The sequence below is a fragment of the Shewanella sp. ECSMB14102 genome (assembly GCF_000813075.1).
GTDB classification, from domain to species: domain Bacteria; phylum Pseudomonadota; class Gammaproteobacteria; order Enterobacterales; family Shewanellaceae; genus Shewanella; species Shewanella indica.
In genome coordinates this window covers 47,800-70,245 of record NZ_JWGX01000022.1, presented here as the reverse complement: position 1 = coordinate 70,245, position 22,446 = coordinate 47,800, and the positions used below count along the sequence as shown (strand labels likewise).

Here is a 22,446-nt window from a genome sequence, read left to right as displayed (position 1 = left end):
AAATGATGAAAACATTACTGCTTATTGCTGCATTACTCAGTCTTGGCGCCTGTGCCGAGCTCAAGGAAACCGGCCGAACCATAGGCCACACCACCAGAGACGTGACCAAGGAGATAGGCCACACCACCCGGGATGTGACCCGTGAAATCGGCCACGCCTCCCGTGATGCCGCCAAATCGGTCAAGGAAGAATTAAAAGACTGAGCCATCACGTCCAAGAAGTTCAAGCCCTTTCTCGCCAGCCAACAGGGCAAAGCTCTGCCCGGTTGGCAAGCACATTCAAATATCAGAGTTATCAGGCGGCATTGGCCCTCATACCGTGAGGCACGGGCAAACCGGCTTCATTCACATTAACGAAGACCATCTTGTCAATGCTGACAATAGGTGCCAGATTCAATTTATTGCGCACTTCGCAGCGAATAGTGATGGAAGTATGTCCCAGGCTGATAAGCTCGAGGCCAAACTCAATCACATCCCCAAGCTTGGCCGGGGTCATAAAGTTGATTTCCGAGATAAGCTTGGTCACATGGCTGACACTCTTCATCTGGCATGCGGCGAAGATGGCGGCTTCCTCATCAATCCAGCTCATCAACTGTCCACCGAACAAGGCTCCCGCCGGGTTGAGATGTTCGTGTTTAACCAAACGCCGACTGTAGTATTTCATGTTTGCGTCCTCGCATTCACCTGTGATTGGAATTCTCACTTGAACTAAAGCAAATTGGACGCCAAACATTCAATCAATATAATTCAATAAGTTACACCACACTTATGCTCATAAATGCCATTACGGTGCACCAGGATAACTCCTGCTGCACCGTAATGGACCATGCTCAAACCTGACTGAGCACCCGCTTGAAGGCCTGCAGAGTCTTGTCGATATCGGCGGCGCTGATATCTTTGTGCGTCACCAAGCGTAGTTGCCGAGCGCCGCTGATACGCACTCCTTCCTGCAACAAGCCTTTGACCAGAGCTTCAATATCCACTTCATCGGCCAAAGTGGCAAACACCATATTAGTTTGTACCTGGCTCATATCCAGTGCCAGCTCATCCAACTGACTCAAACCTTCGGCCAAAACCTTGGCATTGGCGTGATCTTCCGCCAAACGCGCCACCTGCTCAGTCAAGGCCAACTCAGCGGCAGCAGCCAGGATCCCGGCCTGGCGCATTCCGCCACCCAGCATCTTGCGCCAGCGACGCGCCTTGTGAATAAGCCGCTCATCCCCGAGTAATAAAGAGCCAACCGGTGCCGCCAACCCCTTGGATAGACAGATGGATACCGAGTCGAAATACTGGGTTATATCGGCTATCTCCAACCCCTGCGCCACAGCCGCATTGGCCACCCTGGCGCCATCGAGATGGATTTTCAAACCGTGATTGAAGGCCAGGTGCTGCGCCTTGGCCAGGTACTCCTGCGGCAATATCTTTCCGCCTATGGTGTTTTCCAGGCTTAATAGACGGGTGCGGGCAAAGTGAAAATCATCGGGTTTGATGGCAGCGCGAATATCTTCAAGCGCTATGCTGCCATCGGCCTGATTGTTCAGTGGTTGAGGCTGAATACTGCCTAACACGGCCGCGCCACCGCCTTCAAACTTATAATTGTGGGCTTGTTGACCACACAGATATTCATCGCCCCGCTCGCAGTGGGACATGAGTGCCAACAGGTTGGCCTGAGTGCCCGAGCTGGTAAACAAGGCACTGTCAAAGCCGAACATCTCGGCGGCCATAGCTTCGAGGCGATTTACCGTAGGATCATCGCCGTAAACATCATCGCCCACCTGCGCGGCCGCCATGGCCTGACGCATCGCAGCAGTAGGTTGAGTCACGGTATCGCTTCTGAAATCTATCATCTATCCCCCATATCACATCCAGTTGCCCCACATTAAGATACATGAGGCCAAAACACTCTAGCGCTGCTCGGCTTGACTGTACAGCGCCAGGAGCGCAAAGCGGAATAACTGGAGTTTTCACCTAATTGGGAGCAACAATAAACCCAAACAAACCGACAGCAAGACAAGGATAAAAATCAATCAGTAATCCTCATGCACAAAAAATACAAAACCATTTAAAATCATAAAACTAAAAAACAAGAATCTAAACAAATCAAATAAAACATAAATAAAACTAATCCAAATATTTAAATAAAATCACTGTTAAACTGCGGTGTTTTCCGGCAGAATTCTGATCCTCTGTTATTTTGATGCGAATATTATGCAAGAAGCTCAGTTTATCGCCATACTTTGGCTGATTGGTGTACTGGCCGAAGCTATGACCGGTGCCTTGGCGGCGGGTAAAAAACAGATGGATCTCTTTGGCGTGGTAATTATAGGTTGTGCTACCGCCATAGGCGGCGGCACGCTCAGAGACATCTTGTTGGGTAACTACCCGTTAATCTGGGTAGAAAACTGGCATTATCTGGTGGCTATCGGCTTTGCTTCACTGCTGACGGTGATAATCGCCCCTGTGATGCGTTACCTGTCAAAGCTGTTTCTGGCAATCGATGCTCTTGGCCTGGCAGTGTTTTCCATTGTCGGAGCTCAAAAGACCCTGCTGCTGGGCTTCAGCCCAGTTGTCGCTGTGGTGATGGGAGTGATTACCGGGGTTTTTGGCGGTATTATTCGCGATATTCTCTGTAATCAGATGCCGCTTATATTCCGCAAAGAGTTGTACGCTGTGATCTCCATTATCACGGCTGGGCTCTATGTATTTTTATCGCAATGGCAACTGACAGAATGGCTAAATCTCAGCCTGTGCCTCACTCTGGGTTTCAGTTTGCGGATGCTGGCTATAAAGTATCACTGGGCCATGCCAACCTTCGACTACCAAACCGGCTCAGATCCACATCCGGATTGATAATACACTTGGTAAGCACTGCCAAGCCAAACACAGATCCAACGTATTGTTTATCAGTTGGATCTGTGTTTATTAACCTACAGCTGTAGATGTTTCATCTAGCTGTTAATTTTGGAGGCCTGCTTGGCTTCCAAAACCAGACTATAATTCCTCATCCAGAACCGCAAACATGTGCTGTTTAAGGCTATCAAAATCGGCCGGCAGAACAGCCGACAGCAACGCCTTATCGGCCACTCTTTGCAATGCCTGAGGCAGTGGCAGACTGGTGTTCAGCTCGCGGTCGACCACATCCTTGAATTTGGCCGGATGCGCGGTTGCCAGAAAGATCCCCTGCTCTTCCTCCTTCAATGACAAGCGCAGTGACTCGGCAGCCACCGCCGCATGGGGCTCGGCCAGATAACCTGTCTGCTCAAGCGCTAACATGGCCTGACGGGTTTGCCCCTCGGACAGCGCCAGGCCGGACAAGTCAGACAGTGGCCATTTCATCTCTGCAAAAATCGCTTCCACTCTGGGCCAGTTACTCGGCTCGGACACATCCATGGCGTTGGACATGGTCGCAACGGTCTGCCGCGGTGCCCAATCACCAAAACTCAAATAGCGCGGTACAGTATCATTGCTGTTGGTGGCCGCCACAAAGCGCTTGATGGGCAATCCCATGGCTTTGGCCAGCAGACCCGCGGTCAGGTTACCGAAGTTACCACTGGGAACACTGACAACCGGCGCCGATTGATGCTGCTTTCTATATTGGGCAACCGCTTCAAAGTAATAACAGATCTGCGCCAGCAAGCGGCTGATGTTGATGGAGTTGGCCGAGTTCAGGTGTAAACCGTCACGAATATCACTGTCTTCAAAGGCCTGCTTGACCAAATGCTGACAGGCATCGAAGTCGGCTTCGACCGCAACTGTGTGAATATTGCCGCCCAGAGTGGCAAACATCTTTTCTTGCAACTCACTTACCTTGCCTTTGGGATAGAGCACCATCACCCGCACCTTATCCAGGCCAAAGAAGGCATCGGCCACCGCCGCACCTGTATCCCCTGAGGTAGCGGTCAAGATAGTCAGAGGCTCTGAGCCGCCAAGCTGATTGAGACACTGAGCCATAAAGCGGGCACCGAAGTCCTTGAAAGCCAAGGTTGGCCCATGAAACAGCTCCAGACAACTGCGCTGTTCGTCTACCTGCACCAGCGGCAGAGGGAAATTAAACGCCTTCTCCACCAGCTTGTCGACACAGTCCTGCCCCAATTCATCGGCGAGCCAGGCACCGAGTATCTGCTTGCTGCGCTCGACAAAAGGCAGAGCCAACAGGGCATCGACATCTGCCAGTTTCGGGATCCGGGTTGGGAAAAAGAGCCCTCGGTCCATGCCAAGACCCAGCTTGAGCGCTTCAGTAAAACTTACCCGCTGTGCCGGGTGCTTGAGGTTATAGAGTTCCATATTGATGCCTTAAATTCTTTTTTTGGATGAAAATGCGTTTCAGGACAATATCCGGGTGCCTTGAATATCCAGGCGGCAGATGTGGGCAAAGCCGCCCGCTTCGGTTAAATAGTGTTGCTCCAGGTAGCGTTTGGCCTGCTCGGCGCGGGCCAGATCGCCGCTGATGGAAAACAGGGTTGGGCCGCTGCCGGAAATCCCGGTGGCCAACATACCCAGCTCAGACAATCCGCGCCGCGCCGCCAGATACCCGGGGATAGCCTCGGCCCGATAGGGTTCAGCCAACACATCTTTCAACACAGTCAGCGCAAGCGCCTCATCCTGGCGGTAACAGGCATGAACAAAGGCGCTGAGATTGCGACCAAATTCTATGCAGGTTCCCTTATCGTATTGGTTCGGCATCAAGGCGCGCATGGCCGCCGTCGACAATGAAATCCCGGGATAGGCCACCAGCCAGTACCAAGAATCAAAGGCCGGCAAGGGCTCGCAGATACGCCCGGGCAAATCCAGCATCAGTTGCAATCCACCCAAATAGCAAGGCGCCACGTTGTCATAGTGCACCGAGCCACTGATCTCCCCTTCAAAACGCCCCATCAACGCCAGCAAGGCCTGCTCATCATAGGGACGGCTGAAATATTCATTGAGACCATAGAGCGCTGCCACCACTGAACTGGCACTGGAACCAAGGCCGCTGCCTACCGGCAGGTTCTTGGACAGGGTCAAGGAAACGCCTTGATTGATCCCGGCCTCACCTAGGAAAAACTCGGCGCAGCGATAGACAATATTCTGCTGCGGCTCCTCCGGCAGCTTATGAGCCCAGGGGCCAAGTTGAGTCAGAGAAACGCCGCAAGGCGCAGGGCCCACTGTGACTGTATCCCCCAGTAAACTGCCATCAATGGGGGCCAGTGCGGCGCCCAGCAAATCAAAGCCGACACCGACATTTCCCATAGAGGCGGGCGCATAGACAGTCACGGGGACATTGGCGGGAATAAACTGACTCATGCGCTGACCTCCCGAGTCCAGTTGAGGGTTCTGAGTAAGTCGGCAAACACCCCGGCGGCCGTCACTTCAGTACCGGCGCCATAGCCTCTGAGCACAAAGGGGATCGGCTGGTAGTAGCGGCTGTAGAAAGCCAGCGCATTCTCACCACCTTTGACGCTGAACAGGGGATCATCAGCCGCCACTTCGGCGATACGCACCCTGCAACCTGATTCATCTATCTGGCCGACATAACGCAGGCGTTTACCCTTGGCATGGGCAGCAGCCACTCGTTCGGCAACGGCGGCATCCAGCTGTGGCAAAGCCGCCATAAACTGGGCTACATCGCCTGATGCATCGAAGTCATCCGGCAAGACAGACTCCACCTGAATATCATCCAGCTCCAGCGGCAAGCCCACTTCCCGGGCCAAAATCAACACCTTGCGCGCCACATCCATACCATTGAGGTCGTCTCTGGGGTCCGGCTCAGTGAAGCATTTTTCCCGGGCAATGGCCGTGGCCTGTGACAGACTCATCCCCTCATCCAGCATACCGAAGATAAACGACAGCGAACCCGAAAGTATCCCCTGGAAACGCAGCAGCTTATCACCGGCAAACAGCAGCTTTTTCAGGTTATCGATAACCGGCAAACCGGCGCCGACATTGGTTTCATAAAGGAACTGGCGCCGCTGGGCCAGCGCGGTTTGCCGCAGCGCGCGGTAAAAAGCCAGCTCACGGGTATTGGCCTTCTTGTTGGGTGTCACCACGTGTAAACCGGCATTCATCACATCCAGATAACGGCCGGCAATGACATCCGAAGAGGTACAATCCAGCAATACGGGATTGAGTAACTGCTGCTCCTTGGCCCAGGCCAACATCTGTGTCAGATCAAAAGCGACGGACGAGTCGTTGAGCCTTGACTGCCAATCGGCCAGAGAGATACCGGCGGCGTCGAGCAACATCTTGCCTGAGTTGGCGATGGCACAAACCCGAATGCTGATATGTTGCCCTTTGAGCATGGCTTCCTGCTGTTTTATCTGCTCCAACAAGCCAGCACCTATGTTACCGGCACCAACCAGGAAGACATCGAGATACTGCTGCACATCGAAAAAGCCCTGGTGACAGGCCGCCACCGCATGACGCGTCTTGCGCTGCTCGACCACGGCAGAAATAGAGCGCTCGGACGAGCCCTGGGCAATGGCAATGATATTGACACTGGCCTGAGCCAGAGCCTGAAAGAAGCGCGCGGCCACGCCCTTGTGGGTACGCATACCGTCACCTATCAGGGATACTATCGCCAGTTGATCCCGCATCTCCAGCGGCTCCAACAGTTCACTCTTGAGCTCTAGTTCAAATTCCTGCTCCAGCGCCCACTTGACTCTGGGGGCATCCAAAGTGGCCACACAGAAACTAATGCTGTACTCACTGGAGCTTTGAGTGATTAGTGATACCGAAACCTTGGCTCTGGCGATGGACTCCAGAATACGCGACGCCATACCCACCATGCCTTTCATTCCCGGGCCTGAAACGTTGAACATGGTTTGGTTGTCCAGATTAGAGATCGCCTTGACCTGCAGCCCGGTCTGATCCGGCTGATTGGATACCAGAGTACCCGGCGCCTGGGGGTTGAAACTGTTTTTGATGTAGCAAGGAATTTGGAACTGGGCTATGGGTGAAATGGTCTTGGGGTGCAGCACCTTGGCGCCAAAATAGGAAAGTTCCATTGCCTCCTGATAACTGAGCTGAGAGAGCAGCTTGGCATCGGCAACCACCCGGGGGTCGGTATTGTATACCCCATCGACATCTGTCCAGATTTCGCAGCTGTCGGCATCCAGACAGGCTGCCAGAACTGCGGCCGAATAATCCGAACCATTGCGTCCCAGAGTCACCACCTTGCCATCGGCACCGGCGGCGGTAAACCCGGGCATAACCCACACTCTTTGCTCATCGAGTTTGAGCAACGCAAATCTGGGCTTACTGACGGCGATATCCACCACAGACTCCAGGGGTGTACCGACACCTAGGAATAATTCCCTCGGATCAAGTAAACCGGCGCTGACTCCCTTATTTTTGAGCACTTCAACCATCAAGGCGGCCGAGAGTCGCTCCCCGGCTACCAGGATCTCGGCCCGCACACTGTCAGGACACTCCCCGAGAAGCTGAACTCCTGCCAATTTTGCGCGCCAACTCGCCAGTTGCTGTGCCAATACCTTCTTCAGCTGCTGTCTGGCTTCCTCTGCGAGAGATACAGATGCATCGGCATACAAGGCTTCAAATACCTCAGCCACCTTGGCAAGGGCCTCGTCAACATCCCCCTTGGCCAACACCATATTAACCATGGCCAACAGATTGTTGGTTACGGTTGCCGGCGCCGACAGTACTGTGGCCACTTGCTCTTCTCTGGCACTGGTCAGAACAATTTCTGCTGCCATTTCAAACCTTTGCCAGTTTGCCAGCGAGGTACCGCCGAACTTCATCACTTTCATCTGTATCTCCTTTAATTACCGCGCCCGCCCAGGAAACAAAAAAGCCCGCTCCTGGATGGGAGCGGGCTTCTTGTTTGCAATTCTTCAGGGTATAGTCAGCCCGCCCCCACACTGGTAATGGTGGTGGTTGTAATGGTGGTAATTACAACTGAGCTTAGCTGATACATTAGGTTTCTATACTCGTTCGTTCTCTTTTATTCAGGCCGGTTCATTCAGGAGTCAATCCCCCAGGAATGGCAGCAATGCAAACAGGATTGCTTTTTTATGTGGCGCTTGTCAAGGGGCGTTTTCATGAAAGTTTTAATAAAATGCCAATCTCATTAAATAAGTCTCACTAAAGTCTGTTTTTAACTGGATAAGTATCAACAAAACTCCCTTATTACCTTTAACCTTGACGTAAAGTGTATTGGATTAAAAGTTGAGTATCAGCCAAGCAAGCGCAGTCAAGCACACCAAGATTCAAGTCAGTACCCCCAAATAGAAATTTTAGAAAAGACGCCTGAACAATAATGGCTTTTCTAATGCCAAGCTGCCCCAAAATGTCATCTTGGTGGCAAAACTCTGTGCAACAGTTGGCATAAGCAACGCTCGGATATCGCCAGCGCGGAAAAAGCACGTTATCATGCGGCCACATTCTGAACGGGAGGCGATATGCAAATCACCCAACACAGCGCGGTTACCATTCACTACCGCCTGACTGACGCCAAGGGTCAGTTGATAGAAAGTTCTTTTGAGGCAGATCCTATGGTCTACCTCCACGGTATGGAAAACCTGATCCCGGGACTTGAAAAAGCACTGGAAGGCAAGAGCAAAGGCGATACGCTGGAAGTGACCATAGATGCCGAGGAAGCCTATGGCCCATACCATGATGGTCTGCGTCAGGAAGTTCCTCTGGAAGCCTTTGGCGATATCCAGGACATAGTACCTGGTATGCGCTTCATCGCCGAAACTGAAATGGGCCAGCGCCCGGTACAAGTGACCGAAGTACTGGACAACAGTGTTATCGTTGATGGCAACCACCCTCTGGCAGGCCAATCACTGACCTTTAATGTCGAAGTGATGGACGTGCGTGAAGCGACAGCCGAAGAGATTGCTCACGGCCATATCCACGCCCATGGCGGTTGTGGTGGTCACGGCCACGATCACGGCGGTTGCTGTGGCGGTCACGATCACGAACACGGCGGCTGCTGTAATTCAGATGCCGAAGAAGACGCCAAGAAAGAAGGTTGTGACGGTAACGGTGGTTGCGGCTGCCGAGGTTGATAGCCAGTCATACTGACGCCTAAACATATTACTGATTACAATCGAGAGTCCGGCCAATGCCGGACTCTTTGTTTATGGCACTTGGAAAAACAAGGCCTGGTGCCCTGCTTTGGACTAAAATTAATAGATACTCCCGGATGCGAAGAAATGCCCCGTGATCTTATCCAGATTGGTCTATGAGAGCCTGCCCTATCTGTATTTTTTAACCGGTAGCCTGACGCTCTATTTACTCGAATCCTTACTTGGGATCCTGGGATCAGTTTTGCTTATATTGGTTGCGGCCCGGATTTACAACCTGCGTTCGAGTCACAGACGCAGCGATCCCAAACGCCTGCGACGGGGAGGAGTTTGGCCCGCCCCCCTGTATGCAGGATTGCCTTTCCTCTGGCTGTTGTCGGGCATGTTGCTGTTAAGGTTTGCCGACCAGGAAGTATATCAACTACTAGGACTGCTCATCTGTGCCTGGGGCGGCTATATTTTGAATCAGCGCCATCTATACCGCCGCCACAAATTGCCGCGACAACCCCTGATGTGACTCAAAGGATCAAGGCGCGGATTTTTTCTCGAAGCGCTTCGGGCATATGCTTCAAATAATTGGAGCAACGGGTTATGGTTGCTATGCTCACCTCGAACTCGGCCGCAATCTGCCGCTGACTCATCTCACCTTCAAGCAATACCTGAAACACCTTCAAACGGCCGGCGATGGCATGTCTTTCATCATCGGTCAGCAGTAATTCAAACAGGCAATTCAGGTCTTCGGGATTATTGTGAGTCAGTACTTTCTCCAGTACTGATATCCAATCAGGGCGCATAGTAACTCTTTCGTGTTCACGTAATGGTACGTGAACACAGTATAGCGTCGTTTTCTTGCGAAAAAAAGTCGTGTTTTAGCAGCCAGTTACTGACAAAACTTTACATGTAAACTGAAAAAGTCTACTCCCTAGGTCAAACAAAATGTGTACAATAGCCAAGCAATGTCACATTAACGCACAAACTTGTGAGAATGATAATGAAAAAATACTTACTGATGTTAGCCGCCACCGCGGCGCTTAGCGCTACAGCTGTTCAGGCCCACAACTTTGAAAGCAGCGATGATGCCATCCAGTACCGTCAGTCTGGTTTCAGCCTGATGGCCTATAACTTCGGTGATATCGGTGCCATGCTCAAAGGCAAGAAAGACTTTAACGCCGATGTTGCAGCTATGCGTGCAGCCAATGTGGCAGCCCTGGCGAAACTGCCACTGGAAGGCTTTATCGATGGTTCAGACAAAGGTGATACTGAAGCCCTGGCCAAGATTTGGGCCGACAAGGCTGACTTTGAAGCCAAGTTCAAAGAACTGCAAACCAATGCCGACGCCCTGGCTATTGCAGCCAAAGGCGGCGACAAGAATGAGCTGAAAAAAGCCTTCGGTGCCGTTGGCAAGAGCTGCAAAGGCTGCCACGACGTATACAAGAAAGACTAATCTCTTTCGTTGATTACATTAAAAAAGCCTGCATCAAGCAGGCTTTTTATTGTTTGGAAGCTTACAACATACCTATCACGGGCATCATCAAAAAGTGCACCACAGGCACGGCGACTACCAATAAAAGCACCAATGCCAGTATCAAAGAGGCAAACCTGGGTTGCTGCGCTTCCGCAGCCGGTAAGCGCTTATAGCCACTGAACATTGCCCCCACCAGCTTTTCACCTTTGAAGCGGTGCAGCAAGACGGCGGCCACATGAATCCCGGCAAGGATCAATAAAAGATCAAAATTTTTCTTGTGTAGCCAGGTAAACCAACTGGCAGTTTCACCGCTAACAAAAGAAACCAAGGGTCCTTCGGTAAATATCTCATCTGTGGCAAATAACCCCGACACCAGTTGCAGACTGATGATGGTCAGCAAGAGTATTACCATATAACCCCCTAGAGGATTATGCCCCAGAGAATGAGGAGCCTGCTTGGCCCGCATTTTGGCAAGATAATCCAATGCCTGACGGGGATGGCGAACAAAATGACTGAAACGGGCGGTGTCACTGCCGATAAAGCCCCAAATAAGCCGTACCACCAACAAGATCATCAGACTATAGGCGAACAACTGGTGATAGCTCATCTCGCCCTGATCGGCACTCCACCACAGCCCGCCCAAGAGCAGCAACATGCCCCAATGAAACACCCGTACAGGTATATCCCAGACCTTCACTTTAACTTCGTTGTTATTCATAAAGTACTTCCTGTTATCACCCGTTTTGGCCCGAACGGCATAAGGGTAAAGAGTTGTAGATAATACACATGATGATATTTAAAGCGACGGGAGGAGGCAATCGGAAAGGACTGATACTCAGTGATCTCATCAAATATGGCCCTTTATCAACCAGGGTTCAAGACTTTTCAGGGCAAAATAATCCAAACTTGTCTAAGTGATCAAATAAGTGACAAACGCTCTCTGACTCGCCACAAATATTGATCTGGATCACATTTTTAAGTCTGGGGATTGTTAATCTGAAGCCAAGGAAGCAACAGAGGGTTTGACAATATGCTAAAGATCACCAGCAAGCAATTTGAAGTCACAGCTGCCATCCGTGAACGCGTTGAGAGTCGCCTTACCAAACTGGACCGTTACGATACTCAGCTGATTAATCCCCATGTCATCATCCTCAAAGAAGGGCCACTCTTTAAAATAGAAGCATCAATTAAACTGGCCAACGGACAACTTTTTGCCCAGGCGAAACATGAAAATCTCTACGCAGCCATAAATGCAATGGGACAAAAGCTGGAAAAACAGCTCAATCGCCTGACCCACAAACCCGCAGCTCAGCGTGGTGCCTTTGAACCCGAAGCCACCGAACCTGAGTTCGAATACGATTACAAGGAGGACTACGCAGCTTGATATTTCAATCTCCCACTAACCAGCGCACCTCCGGGTGCGCTTTTCATTATTGAAGCCTAGGATTTTTTGATTGACAGCCCAAGGGGATAGTTTTAGCTTAATCGTCATGCCATACCTTAATCGCTCGTTTTTTATTTTCTTTTTTACACCTTATTCCCGGAGGCGGCCCTGACGTGTAAAAACGAAAATGAAAATTGCCAAGCCTCCCACCAGGGAGGCTTTTTTGTCTGTATCATGCACTGAGTATTACTGGTTTAGAGGTCTGAATGAATAAAGTACCGCCGCTGGAGCGAATAAGGGATGACATCACTACCCTGGACAGGGATCTGTTGGCGCTGTTGGCCAAACGTCGACAACTCAGCCTGGAAGTCGCCCGCAGCAAAGAGGTGGACATTCGCCCTATCCGTGATACCCAGAGAGAAAAAGAACTCTTGGCAAGGTTGGTTCGCCAAGGGCGGGAACAGGGATTGGATGCCCATTATGTCATCAGTCTGTATCAGGCCATAATTGAAGATTCAGTGCTGAATCAGCAGGCCTACCTCCAGGGCAGAGCCAATCCCGAAACCCAAAAACAGCAATACTGCATCGCCTATTTGGGCGCCAGAGGTTCATATTCCTATCTGGCCGCCAGTCGCTACTGTCAACGCCGTCAGGTAGAGATGCAGGATCTGGGTTGTCAGAACTTCGATGATATAGTACAGGCCGTTGAGTCCGGCCATGCCGATTATGGGTTTCTGCCGATAGAGAACACCTCATCCGGCTCCATCAACGAAGTCTACGATGTGTTGCAGCACACCAGCCTGGCTATTGTGGGTGAAACCACTATAGAAGTGGGCCACTGTCTGCTGGCCAAAGCGGGAAGCAAACTTGCCGATATCAAAACCGTCTACGCTCACCCCCAACCCATCAGCCAATGCAGTCGCTACCTGAGCCGCCATCCCGACTTTCGTCTGGAATATTGTGCCAGCAGCGCCGAAGCGATGGAAAAGGTTCTCCAGGGCGATAGCACTGTGGCCGCTATCGGCTCCAGTGAAGGCGGCGCCCTCTACCAATTGGAACCTCTGGAGCAGGAACTGGCCAATCAAAAAATCAACCAGAGCCGTTTTATCGTAGTGGCCCGCAAGGCGATAGAAGTGCCGGAGCAACTGACGGCCAAAACCACACTGATTATGGCAACCGGTCAAAAGCCAGGCGCCTTGGTGGAAGCTTTGCTGATCCTCAAAGATCACAACCTCAATATGAGTAAGCTGGAGTCACGCCCTATCCCGGGCACGCCTTGGGAAGAGATGTTTTATTTGGATGTCGATGCCAATCTGGCATCCATAGCTATGCAGCAAGCACTTGCCGAGCTTGAACGGCTCACCCGCTTTATCAAGGTACTTGGCTGTTACCCTTGTGAGACGGTCGAGCCAACTCAGCTGAGTCACAGCCAACTGTTGATTGAACCAGAGAGTTCCAGGCAGGACAGCGCCAAACCGTCACCCCAGAGACATTCCCGCCACTATAAACCGGCAAGCACAGAAATTAGTTGTGGTCAGCTCAAACTGGGACAAGGCCAGTTCGCCGCCTTGGCGCAACTGAACCTCCCCATAGATGCAGACAGCTTTGCCCCAAGCGCCAAGGCCCTCAGGGAAGCCGGATTTCAAGGGGTGGTTCTCAGTGCGCTGACGCGTCAGCCCGATGCCAAGCAGCAACTGCCCAAATTGCAGAGCCTGTTGAACCAAGCCGGGCTGCAGAGCATTGTTGCCCTGGAGCATGCAGAAGATCTGGCTCTGGCCCAGACCACGGCCGACATGCTATTGCTCAGCGGCAAACAGATGTACAACACAGAGCTGCTCAATGCGCTTGGCGGACAGAACCTGCCGGTGATATTGGAGCGTAATCCCATGGCCAGTCAACAGGATTGGCTGACCAGCGCCGATACCCTGCTCGCCGGCGGGAATCAGCAGTTGATCCTCTGTGATGCGGGGGTCAGTGGATTGAATCAAGCAGAACAACTTGTGTTGGATCTCGCCGCCCTGGTGGAACTAAAAACCCTGAGTCACCTGCCGCTATTGGTAAATCCAAGCCTGTGCCTCAACCCAAGCAGCAGTGAGCAAACACTGACGGCTCAGGCCTTGGCTATCAAGGCGTTGGGCGTAGATGGTTTAATCATCGCTGCCGATGTCCGTCATCCACAGCAACATGCAGGCTTAATCACCAAGCTGTATCAGACAACCTGAGTCGCTTCGGCAGCGGCTTTACCGGCCTCTGCCGCCTCACGGCTGCGGCGGATCAAACGGGAAACCGTTGAGCCCTGCACCATGATAGAAAAGACCACCACGGCATAAGTCATTACCAGCAAGAGATCCCTGAGCTCCAGCTCGGGGGTCAGCACTATCCCCGCCGGAATACTCATGGCCATAGCCAGCGCCAGGCCACCCTTGAGCCCGCCCCAGATAAGGATCCCCTCAGCGCCTTGGCTGTATTGCCGGATACGCCTGAACCCCAGATAAGGTAAGTACACGCTGACACATCTTGCCAACAACACCACAGGGATACTCAGCAGCACAAACCACCAGAGTTGCATATCCAGATGGGTCAACAGCAGCAGGAGTCCCAATAGCAGGAACAAGAGCGAATTGAAGAAGTGCTCAAGCAGGCCCCAGAACCTTTGCAGCAATATTCTCCCCGTGACCCCAAAGCATTTGGGCACTGTGAAATTACCCAGCACGATTCCAGCGGCCACCATGGCCAGAGGGCCGGACACCGAAAGTTTTTCTGCCATCACATAACCTGCGGTAGGCACCACCAGGGTAATCAAGAGTCTCTGGGTTTCTTCATCCGTGAGTTTCATCAGTTGATGTAGCGCAAAAGCCAACGTCAGGCCATAGGCAATGCCGCCAACGGCCTCATGGAAAAACAGCGCGCCGACATCGGCCAGGCTCAGGGCCTCGGCGGAAAAAGCCAGCTGCGAGACAGCAACAAACAGCACCAGGCCAATGCCATCATTGAACAGCGACTCCCCCTCAACCTGAATGGCAATATCCTCAGGCGCGCCGAGTTTTTTCAAGATGGCCAAAACCGCTATCGGATCGGTTGGTGATATCAAGGCCCCAAACAACAGGCAGTAACTCCAGGGCAGTGTCAATCCCAGCAGCGGCATCAAATAGAAGCAAAGCGCCGCCACTGTCAGAGTGGAAATCACAGTACCAAACAGAGCCAGACAGAGAATTTCCCATTTCTGGCTGGCCAGCACCTTGAGCCTTATCTGCAGTGCACCGGCGAAGAGCAGAAAACCCAACATACCGTTCAGCAGCAGCGCCTGAAAGTCGAGCCGCTGCAATACCGAAATGGTTTTGATATGGATATCCAGCTCAAACCACTTACCCACCACCAGGATAATCAGGCTAAGGAGCATGGCCAGGCCTGTGATGGCTATGGTTTCCTGCAGTGAGTGAAAACGGCTGGATAACAGCGAGATAATCAGTGCCAGCGCCGCCAGCACACAGAAGAGTTGATAGTCCGTCATATTTCCTTGCGATCAGGCTGACCGCTTCCCTGGTAGCAGACAAGAGCTACATGGCTTGTCCATCTGTAAGGCTGAGCCAGCCCTTGAAGATCCGGTAGCTGAACCAGATAACCCCCAGGGCGCACAAGCTAAGGCTGAGCCACAGCGGGTTGACCCAGTAGCCCATAACCAGTAGCAGTGCCAAACCCATAATACTGCGCCTTTGCCAGCGCAAGTGAGAGCCCAGCAGCGACAGAGGTGCAACCTGCCTTTGGCTTAAGTTAATCAACAGGCTCAGGATCACAGGCAGGAAAAACAATGGAAAGGCACACATAAGCGCATATAAAAAATGGCCCATACTGCGATCTTCACTGGCAAATGCTTCTGAGGGTAAGCTGGTCATAGTCTGTCTCCGGCCAACATCTGGAATGCAGGGCCCAAAGCTCTTGCCCTGCTTTAACCATACTGTGAGATCGCCACTTCTGCAATGCCGGAAACAGAATTAGAAGGGGCCGGTTTCCAGTTGAATATCACTCTTCACCCGGCTGGAGCACGCCAGCACCATACCTGAGTCAATCTCATCCTGGCTGAGTGTCTGCTGGCTGCTGCTTTCCACCTCACCGGAGACAACCCGGCACTTACAGGAGCCACAAACACCGCTGCGACAGGCGGCAATAATGGGCAAGCCTTCAGACTCCAGCGCTTCAAGCAGGGTCTGCTCGCCATTGATGCTGAGCTCAAGGCCGGCAACACTCAAACGGTAATTGGCCGAACCGTCACCCGCGGGCGCCGAGGTATTTTCAGCAAAGCTTTCCTTGTGAAAACGCGTCATATCGAAATCCGCTTGCGCCAGCATCTGCTCTGTGGCCGTCATATAAGCCTCAGGGCCACAAACATACACAGTGCGCTGACAATAATCCGGCACCAGTTGCTCCAGTGCCGCCAAGCTCAGGCGTCCCGGTAACATAGGACACTCGGCAAGGTCCCCGGAGACTGAGGCAGTCTCACTTCCCTGCTCCAGCAGATAGCCCAGCTTAAAATTATCGTGACGGCTGTTCATGGCCCGCAAACTGTCTCGGAAGATGAGATCCTGCTCGCTTCTGGCACTGTGAATAAAGGCGATATCGCTGTCAAGATAACTGTCGGTCAGAAAACGACTCATGGAAAACATCGGCGTAATGCCACAACCGGCGCTTAAAAACAGATAGCGCTCGGCCGGTATATCGATAAGGTTAAACTGACCGTAGGGCCCTGAAGCCATCAGGCTGTGACCCGGCTTAAGATTATCAATAAGGTAGTTGGAAATTTTGCCGCCTTCGACCCTCTTGATGGTCAACACCAATGAGTTTGGCCGAGATGGCGAAGAGGAGATGGTATAACAGCGGCGATACTCCTCACCGGCAATCTCCAATTGCAATGCCACAAACTGCCCGGGCTTGAAATGAAAAGACAGCGGCTGGGCCGCTTTAAAACGAAAACTCACCACATCCGGGGTTTCCTGCCAGCGGGCGACACAAATGAGCCGCAGCTCTCCGGGAACCCATTGACCAGCCTGATATTGACTGATTGCCGGCGAAACTTGTAATGGATTGAGTGTCATCGAAACTCCCTCTACAGAGAAAGAAATGGCCGGTATGCCGCAGGCATCCCGGCCTCAAGAGATACGCATCAAGCGGCGCCGAGAATCGCCTCTAGGTCTTCCTCAACCGTGCCAACATTACGCAGGCCGAACTTATCTTCCAGTACCTTCAGCAAATTGGCGGTCAGGAAGGCCGGTGGGGTTGGGCCGGTACGTATGTTCTTCACTCCCAGTGACAGCAAGGTCAACAGGACCACTATCGCTTTCTGCTCAAACCAGGACAGCACCAAACTCAGCGGCAGTTCGTTGATATCACACTCAAATACCTCGGACAGTGCCAACGCCAGCTGGATCGCCGAGTAGGCGTCGTTACACTGGCCGATATCCAGCAATCTGGGGATACCGTTGATATCACCGAATTCGAGCTTGTTGAACTTGTACTTGCCACAGCCCAGGGTCAGGATCAGGCTGTCTTTGGGGGCCGCCTTGGCAAGGTCGGTGAAGTAACTGCGCTCAGCCTTGTCACCATCACAGCCGCCAATCAGGAAGAAGTGACGGATATTGCCGTTCTTGACGTTTTCAACCACGGCAGGCGCCGCGTTCATCAAAGCGTTGCGGGCGAAACCTATGGTGATCATATGGGGGATCTCATCATAGGCAAAGCCTTCAAGCGCCAGTGCCTTGTCGATAACAGCACTGAAATCGTCGCCGGTCAGGTGAGTCACGCCCGGCCAACCAACGATACTACGGGTAAAGATGCGGTCGGCATACTGACCGACATTGGGATCGATAATGCAGTTGGAAGTCATCACCACGGCGCCGGGGAAGTTGGCAAATTCCTTCTGTTGATTTTGCCAGGCGCTGCCGTAGTTCCCCACCAGATGCGGGTATTTCTTCAATTCGGGATAAGCCAGCGCCGGCAACATCTCACCATGGGTATAGACATTGATGCCCTTGCCTTCAGTCTGTTGCAGGATGAGCTCGAGATCCTTCATATCGTGGCCCGATACCAGAATAGCCTTGCCCTTCACCGGCTTGGTGTTGACCTGAGTCGGCTCTGGATGACCAAAGGCCGCGGTTTCACCGGCATCGAGCATAGCCATCACAGAATAGTTGAGCTGACCTATCTCCATTGCGGTGGCAAACAGTTTGTCAGCATCTGTGCTGTCGGTCGCCAAAAAGGCCATGATCTCGTGGAAACGACCGGCCACTTCGCTGCTGGTTTGATCCAGAACCCGGGCGTGTTCCATATAGGCCGCCGCCCCTTTCAGGCCGTAGAGGCACAGAAGTCGCAAACCGAGAATATCTTCATTGAGGTCATCACCGCGGTTGGGCGCAGCGACTTTGGCCTGCTGTAACAGCTCGGCCTTGGATGCCCCCAGCAGCAGAGTCGCCGCGGCGGACATAGGCTCGGGTGTCACGCCCCTTTGTTCGCAAAGCTCCAGATAGCGCTGCTTTAGCTGGTCTCGCAAGCGAGCGGCCTCCTTTGCATATTCGCTAATCCGCTCGTCGTCGAAGTTGACATTGGTCAGAGTGGCGAAAAACGCCTTGGGCACAAAGGTATCGACTTGCGGATCGATAACCTCAAACTCCCGGAGTTTGACAGCATAGGCAGACAGCCCCTGCAACATGTAAATCAACAGATCTTGCAGATCCGAGGTTGCGGCCAATTTACCGCACATCCCCTGGGCATAGCTGCAGCCATTACCGGCCGGGGTTCGAATGGTTTGCTCACACTGAATACAAAACACGGCATATCTCCTTTAATCATGCTTTATTTTTGCATGTTTTAAATCAGTGTACTCTTTCATCGCTCAGACGAAAGAACGTGAGTCATAAAGCTTGAAGGAGATCACCTTAAGCAATTGCTGAATAAATGGCTTTTTGACTTCTATCTTGCTGATACAAATGAAAAAGGAGCCTAAAAGGCTCCCTTGGATAAATCGCGTTGCACTGCCAGCGGAGTTGACCGCCTTGAGATCAGTGACTCTTCATATCATTGACCGACTGCAGCATACTGCGGCTCTCGCTGCGAAACTGTGGTGCAAAGTCACCGAACCATTCGGCCACCTCACGGAACTGGCGCACAAAGCCGTCTCTGTCACCGGCCTTGAGCATGGCCAAAGCGCCGGCATAGTTGTCCAGATAGTCGGAGATAGCACCCAGGCTCTCCTGCTGGGCGAAGATGATATCGGCATAAAGATCTGGGCTTTGGGCAAACAAGCGACCGACCATGGCCAGCTCCAGCCGGTAAATCGGCGAGCTGAACTGCAGCAGGCTATCGAGATCGGCCTGCTCCCGGCACAAGTTGAGGCCATAGACAAAGCTGGAGAAGTGACGCATCGCCTGCACCAGTTGCATCGCTTTATCATGTTTGCCGGCATCCGCTTCCACCAACCGCGCTCCCCAAATAGCTATCTGCTCCAGCAGCCAGGCATAGGCCTCACTCTGCCGACCATGGCATACCACGACAACCTGCTTGGCAAGGCTGCCCACATCCGGGCCAAACATGGGATGAAGCCCCACCACAGGCCCGCTGTGGGCCTCGAGCATGGCTTGCAGCGGCTCCGACTTTATCGAGGTCAGATCCGCAAGGATGCAATCCTTGGGCAAGTGCCGCAAACGGGAGCGAATAAGCTCACAGGTAATGGCAATCGGCACAGTGACCAATACCAGACCGGCACCGTCGAGGATAGCATCGGCATTATCCCAATCATCTTTATCGAGCAGATGCACTGGATAGCCGGAGAGTGTCAGCATCTGGGCAAACAGGGTACCCAACTGGCCACGGCCGCCAATGATCACCACCTTGTTGATATCCGGGTTCACCTGCTTGAAACCCACATCCTTCTCGTTGAGATAGGATTCCCGCATCAGACGCCTGAGCACATCCTCTATCAACTGCGGCGATACCCCCAGACTTTCGGCTTCTACGCGGCGCTTGGCCAACATGGCGGCCTCCCGCTGCGGTGCATAGATGGGCAGGCCGGCATTGTGTTTGACCGCGCCGACCTGGGCCACCAGATCCAGCCGCTGACGCAGCAACTTGAGTAACTCTTGGTCGACGCCGTCAATCAGTCCGCGTAACTTTTCCAGCTCTGCCGTGGTTTTCTCACTCATCTCAAATCTTCCGTCAGCCATTTGCCACCCTGAGCATATCAAAGCGAGTGGGTAAAATAGAACTCAGTTGCGCTGCCCCTTGCCTGAGCAGTTGCTCCGTATCCTGCCAATCTATGCAGGCATCTGTGACCGAAACCCCATAATCAAGCTCGGCAAGCGGCTTGTCACAGGCCTGACTACCGGCAAACAGATGGCTTTCCAACATCAAACCTATGATGGAGCGATTGCCCGCCGCTATCTGGTCAAATACATCCCGGCACACAGGCAGTTGCCGCCGATGATCTTTATTGGAGTTGCCATGACTACAGTCGATAATCAGTCTGGCATTGAGCCCGGCACCATGCAGCTGCCGTTCACACTCAGCCACCGAATCGGCGTCATAGTTGGGGCCAGCACCACCCCGCAGGATCACATGCCCATCCGGGTTACCGGCGGTTTGCAGCAAAGCCACCTGCCCTTGTTGATTGATCCCCATGAATCTGTGACTGCTGGCCGCCGACTTGAGGGCGTTAATGGCCACCCCCAGATTGCCATCCGTACCGTTTTTAAATCCTACCGGCATGGAAAGCCCGGAGGCCATCTCCCTGTGGGTTTGTGACTCTGTGGTTCTGGCGCCTATGGCTGACCAGGTCACCAGCTCGGAAATATATTGCGGACTTATGGGATCCAGCGCTTCAGTGGCAACCGGCAACTCGAGTTCGGCCAGAAACAGCATCAACTCCCGCGCCATCCGCAACCCTTTTTCAATATTGAAGGACTCATCCATATCGGGATCATTGATCATCCCTTTCCAGCCCACAGTCGTTCGGGGCTTTTCAAAATAGACCCGCATCAGGATAAAAAACTGATCCTTGAGCTCGTCATGGAGCTTTTTCAGTTTCAGGGCATATTCCTTGGCCGACTCAATATCGTGAATAGAGCAAGGGCCGGTAACGACCAACACCCGGTTGTCACGCTTGTGAACTATGTCAGAAACCGTCTTGCGAGCGCTGAGAATATAGCGATAGCCGTGATCAGAAAGTGGCAACTGCTGCTTGAGTTCTTCGGGAGTGATGAGGACTTGTTCGGCACTGATGTGCACATTCTCTATGTTACTGGACTGCATTCTGATCACCTGAAATTATTTTGTGCGGCATACCTGAACGCATCACTGTAGCGGTACACCATTACGGCATTACACTATGCCGAGACTGAAGCGGGAGATCAAGGGCGAAATCGGAAAAATTTTCATCTTTATTGCAAAGGAAACAGCAAACGGTTTCAGTTTGTGTTCTGTCTAGGTTTAAATGCCAAGCCTGGCTCACTTGTGGTAACCAACAAAATCGCCAAATCATCAAGCCATGAGGATGACAAAAAGTAAAAATCCACCTTGCTTGGAGGTTTCTTTATCCTGTGTTTGTTGTACCTTCTCGCCAAAGAGAGGCCAGATAAACAAATGCTATTCTCACAAAGCAGAGAAGTCATCGCTCTATCCAGGTTTCAAACAGTACAAAAGACAGTGTAAATGGCATGTCACTCAGCGGAAAGAACAGCAGGTAAGTGTCTGGATTATTGGTGACAATTCAATGCTGAACTTTAATCCACTTACTTCAGCCATTGCAGGTACATCTATTCGATTCCAGTTCGTCAGATCCGTGAGCTATTTTCCATATTACTCCTTTCCCACCTCAAGATGCGCTCCCTCGCCGTACAGCCAATGGCGTCCATGACCGGGCTTAAAGAGGGCTTACAATGGCATCCTACCAACACCAACTGAACTGAACTGAAACGAGTTGGTCACTACAGCCTGACGCACAAAGAAAAGGCGCGTCCTAAGACGCGCCCTATTTACTGCTGTCAGCCATCCCGCTGAGTTGTGCTCCCTGCACCTTCCATGCGTATGAATTTCTTCCTGTGGACACCTTGTCTCAGTGATGACAGCTTCCAAGCCATCTTTTCATCCCTGCTTACAACCATCCTGGTGTCTGCTCAATTCCCTTGAGCCTCCTTGTGGCCTCCTGGCACTCATCTTCCATGTTTGCCCATCCACGAGCGGTGTCGTCCATGAGTTGGGTTTTCCCTTAACCCAAAGGCTGGCATCCCTGAGCCTGTCCTCTACTTCATCCTGAACACTTTCCTTAGCAGACCTTCCTGTCTCAAATGGCCTTTCCTGGCGCGGCAATTTCCTTATTACCGGAAAAAATCTCCTGTGGATCCATCCTGGTGTCTGCTTTCCCTGCGAGCCGTTTCCTTGGCTTTAACTTCCCTGCAATGGTTTCAAGACGTCCTGTCTTGATTGTCATCCATGATTAAAATCCATTTATCAGGCTTCCTTGCAGCTCATCCTTGAATAGGCCTTTCCAAAACGTATCATCCTGACACTTGCCCTTCCTTGGCTGCCACC

21 protein-coding genes and 2 other annotated features are annotated in these 22,446 nt (G+C 52.3%); of the genes, 7 read left to right on the top strand and 14 right to left on the bottom strand.

Going from position 1 to position 22,446, the window contains the following annotated elements; translation table 11 throughout:
* Window positions 1-5 precede the first annotated feature (5 nt).
* A complete protein-coding gene (locus tag RC73_RS08450; RefSeq protein ID WP_373297519.1) occupies window positions 6-203 on the top strand; it encodes a hypothetical protein in 198 nt (65 codons plus the stop codon).
* Between the two features lie 91 nt (window positions 204-294).
* Here the strand turns inward: RC73_RS08450 and RC73_RS08445 are convergent, their stop codons facing one another.
* Both RC73_RS08445 and ltaE read right to left on the bottom strand, forming a co-directional pair.
* Window positions 295-663, bottom strand: a complete 369-nt coding sequence (locus RC73_RS08445; protein ID WP_025009448.1) for an acyl-CoA thioesterase — start codon at window positions 661-663, stop codon at window positions 295-297.
* Window positions 664-829: 166 nt separating this feature from the next.
* Complete coding sequence (gene ltaE / locus RC73_RS08440; protein WP_039034238.1) at window positions 830-1,846, bottom strand: low-specificity L-threonine aldolase; 1,017 nt, start codon at window positions 1,844-1,846, stop codon at window positions 830-832.
* A 361-nt stretch (window positions 1,847-2,207) separates the two neighbouring features.
* Between ltaE and RC73_RS08435 the strand changes: the two genes are divergently transcribed.
* Window positions 2,208-2,849, top strand: a complete 642-nt coding sequence (locus RC73_RS08435; RefSeq protein ID WP_039034237.1) for a trimeric intracellular cation channel family protein — start codon at window positions 2,208-2,210, stop codon at window positions 2,847-2,849.
* 141 nt (window positions 2,850-2,990) lie between these two features.
* Here the strand turns inward: RC73_RS08435 and thrC are convergent, their stop codons facing one another.
* From thrC to thrA, 3 genes are read right to left on the bottom strand one after another with little or no spacing between them, the layout of a single operon-like run.
* Window positions 2,991-4,283: a threonine synthase gene (gene thrC, locus RC73_RS08430; RefSeq protein ID WP_039034236.1), complete on the bottom strand. Its 1,293-nt coding sequence runs from the start codon at window positions 4,281-4,283 to the stop codon at window positions 2,991-2,993.
* Between the two features lie 39 nt (window positions 4,284-4,322).
* Window positions 4,323-5,282: a homoserine kinase gene (thrB, locus tag RC73_RS08425; RefSeq protein WP_039034235.1), complete on the bottom strand. Its 960-nt coding sequence runs from the start codon at window positions 5,280-5,282 to the stop codon at window positions 4,323-4,325.
* Window positions 5,279-7,744 carry a bifunctional aspartate kinase/homoserine dehydrogenase I gene (gene thrA / locus RC73_RS08420; protein WP_039034234.1) on the bottom strand — a complete coding sequence of 822 codons (2,466 nt, stop codon included), beginning with the start codon at window positions 7,742-7,744 and terminating at the stop codon, window positions 5,279-5,281. Before thrA ends, thrB begins: the two co-directional genes overlap by 4 nt.
* Before the next feature lie 34 nt (window positions 7,745-7,778).
* Window positions 7,779-7,899 (bottom strand) — a sequence feature (Thr leader region).
* A gap of 496 nt (window positions 7,900-8,395) precedes the next feature.
* Here thrA and slyD point away from each other — a divergent pair.
* Both slyD and RC73_RS08410 read left to right on the top strand, forming a co-directional pair.
* A complete protein-coding gene (slyD, locus tag RC73_RS08415) occupies window positions 8,396-9,007 on the top strand; it encodes a peptidylprolyl isomerase (protein WP_039034233.1) in 612 nt (203 codons plus the stop codon).
* Window positions 9,008-9,161: 154 nt separating this feature from the next.
* A complete protein-coding gene (locus tag RC73_RS08410) occupies window positions 9,162-9,542 on the top strand; it encodes a hypothetical protein (RefSeq protein ID WP_052248087.1) in 381 nt (126 codons plus the stop codon).
* Window position 9,543: 1 nt separating this feature from the next.
* Here the strand turns inward: RC73_RS08410 and trpR are convergent, their stop codons facing one another.
* The gene (gene trpR / locus RC73_RS08405) at window positions 9,544-9,819 is read right to left on the bottom strand and encodes a trp operon repressor (RefSeq protein ID WP_039034232.1); all 276 of its coding nucleotides are present in this window, start codon (window positions 9,817-9,819) and stop codon (window positions 9,544-9,546) included.
* Window positions 9,820-10,016: 197 nt separating this feature from the next.
* On the opposite strand from trpR, the gene RC73_RS08400 reads away from it, so the two are divergent.
* Entirely contained in the window at window positions 10,017-10,469 is a 453-nt protein-coding gene (locus RC73_RS08400) for a c-type cytochrome (RefSeq protein WP_039034231.1), read from the top strand.
* 61 nt (window positions 10,470-10,530) lie between these two features.
* On the opposite strand, the gene RC73_RS08395 is transcribed toward RC73_RS08400, so the two are convergent.
* The gene (locus RC73_RS08395; RefSeq protein ID WP_039034230.1) at window positions 10,531-11,208 is read right to left on the bottom strand and encodes a cytochrome b/b6 domain-containing protein; all 678 of its coding nucleotides are present in this window, start codon (window positions 11,206-11,208) and stop codon (window positions 10,531-10,533) included.
* A 312-nt stretch (window positions 11,209-11,520) separates the two neighbouring features.
* Between RC73_RS08395 and hpf the strand changes: the two genes are divergently transcribed.
* The gene (hpf, locus tag RC73_RS08390; RefSeq protein ID WP_039034229.1) at window positions 11,521-11,874 is read left to right on the top strand and encodes a ribosome hibernation-promoting factor, HPF/YfiA family; all 354 of its coding nucleotides are present in this window, start codon (window positions 11,521-11,523) and stop codon (window positions 11,872-11,874) included.
* Window positions 11,875-11,984: 110 nt separating this feature from the next.
* Window positions 11,985-12,102, top strand: a sequence feature (Phe leader region).
* 38 nt (window positions 12,103-12,140) lie between these two features.
* Window positions 12,141-14,096: a chorismate mutase gene (locus tag RC73_RS08385; RefSeq protein WP_039034228.1), complete on the top strand. Its 1,956-nt coding sequence runs from the start codon at window positions 12,141-12,143 to the stop codon at window positions 14,094-14,096.
* On the opposite strand, the gene RC73_RS08380 is transcribed toward RC73_RS08385, so the two are convergent.
* From RC73_RS08380 to RC73_RS20740, 7 genes are all read right to left on the bottom strand, one after another.
* A complete protein-coding gene (locus RC73_RS08380; protein ID WP_039034227.1) occupies window positions 14,084-15,385 on the bottom strand; it encodes a cation:proton antiporter in 1,302 nt (433 codons plus the stop codon). The two genes, RC73_RS08385 and RC73_RS08380, sit on opposite strands and share 13 nt — an antisense overlap.
* 46 nt (window positions 15,386-15,431) lie before the next feature.
* The gene (locus RC73_RS08375) at window positions 15,432-15,767 is read right to left on the bottom strand and encodes a hypothetical protein (protein ID WP_039034226.1); all 336 of its coding nucleotides are present in this window, start codon (window positions 15,765-15,767) and stop codon (window positions 15,432-15,434) included.
* A 99-nt stretch (window positions 15,768-15,866) separates the two neighbouring features.
* Entirely contained in the window at window positions 15,867-16,964 is a 1,098-nt protein-coding gene (locus RC73_RS08370; protein WP_082014279.1) for a hybrid-cluster NAD(P)-dependent oxidoreductase, read from the bottom strand.
* A 68-nt stretch (window positions 16,965-17,032) separates the two neighbouring features.
* Window positions 17,033-18,694 carry a hydroxylamine reductase gene (gene hcp, locus RC73_RS08365; protein ID WP_039034224.1) on the bottom strand — a complete coding sequence of 554 codons (1,662 nt, stop codon included), beginning with the start codon at window positions 18,692-18,694 and terminating at the stop codon, window positions 17,033-17,035.
* 229 nt (window positions 18,695-18,923) lie between these two features.
* Window positions 18,924-20,063, bottom strand: coding sequence for a bifunctional chorismate mutase/prephenate dehydrogenase (tyrA, locus tag RC73_RS08360; protein WP_039034223.1), 1,140 nt, complete (start codon window positions 20,061-20,063; stop codon window positions 18,924-18,926).
* Between the two features lie 13 nt (window positions 20,064-20,076).
* Window positions 20,077-21,168 (bottom strand): 3-deoxy-7-phosphoheptulonate synthase, encoded by a 1,092-nt coding sequence (locus RC73_RS08355; protein WP_025887857.1) that lies wholly within the window; start codon window positions 21,166-21,168, stop codon window positions 20,077-20,079.
* Window positions 21,169-22,198: 1,030 nt separating this feature from the next.
* Window positions 22,199-22,345 carry a hypothetical protein gene (locus RC73_RS20740; protein ID WP_160289567.1) on the bottom strand — a complete coding sequence of 49 codons (147 nt, stop codon included), beginning with the start codon at window positions 22,343-22,345 and terminating at the stop codon, window positions 22,199-22,201.
* Window positions 22,346-22,446: the final 101 nt, after the last annotated feature.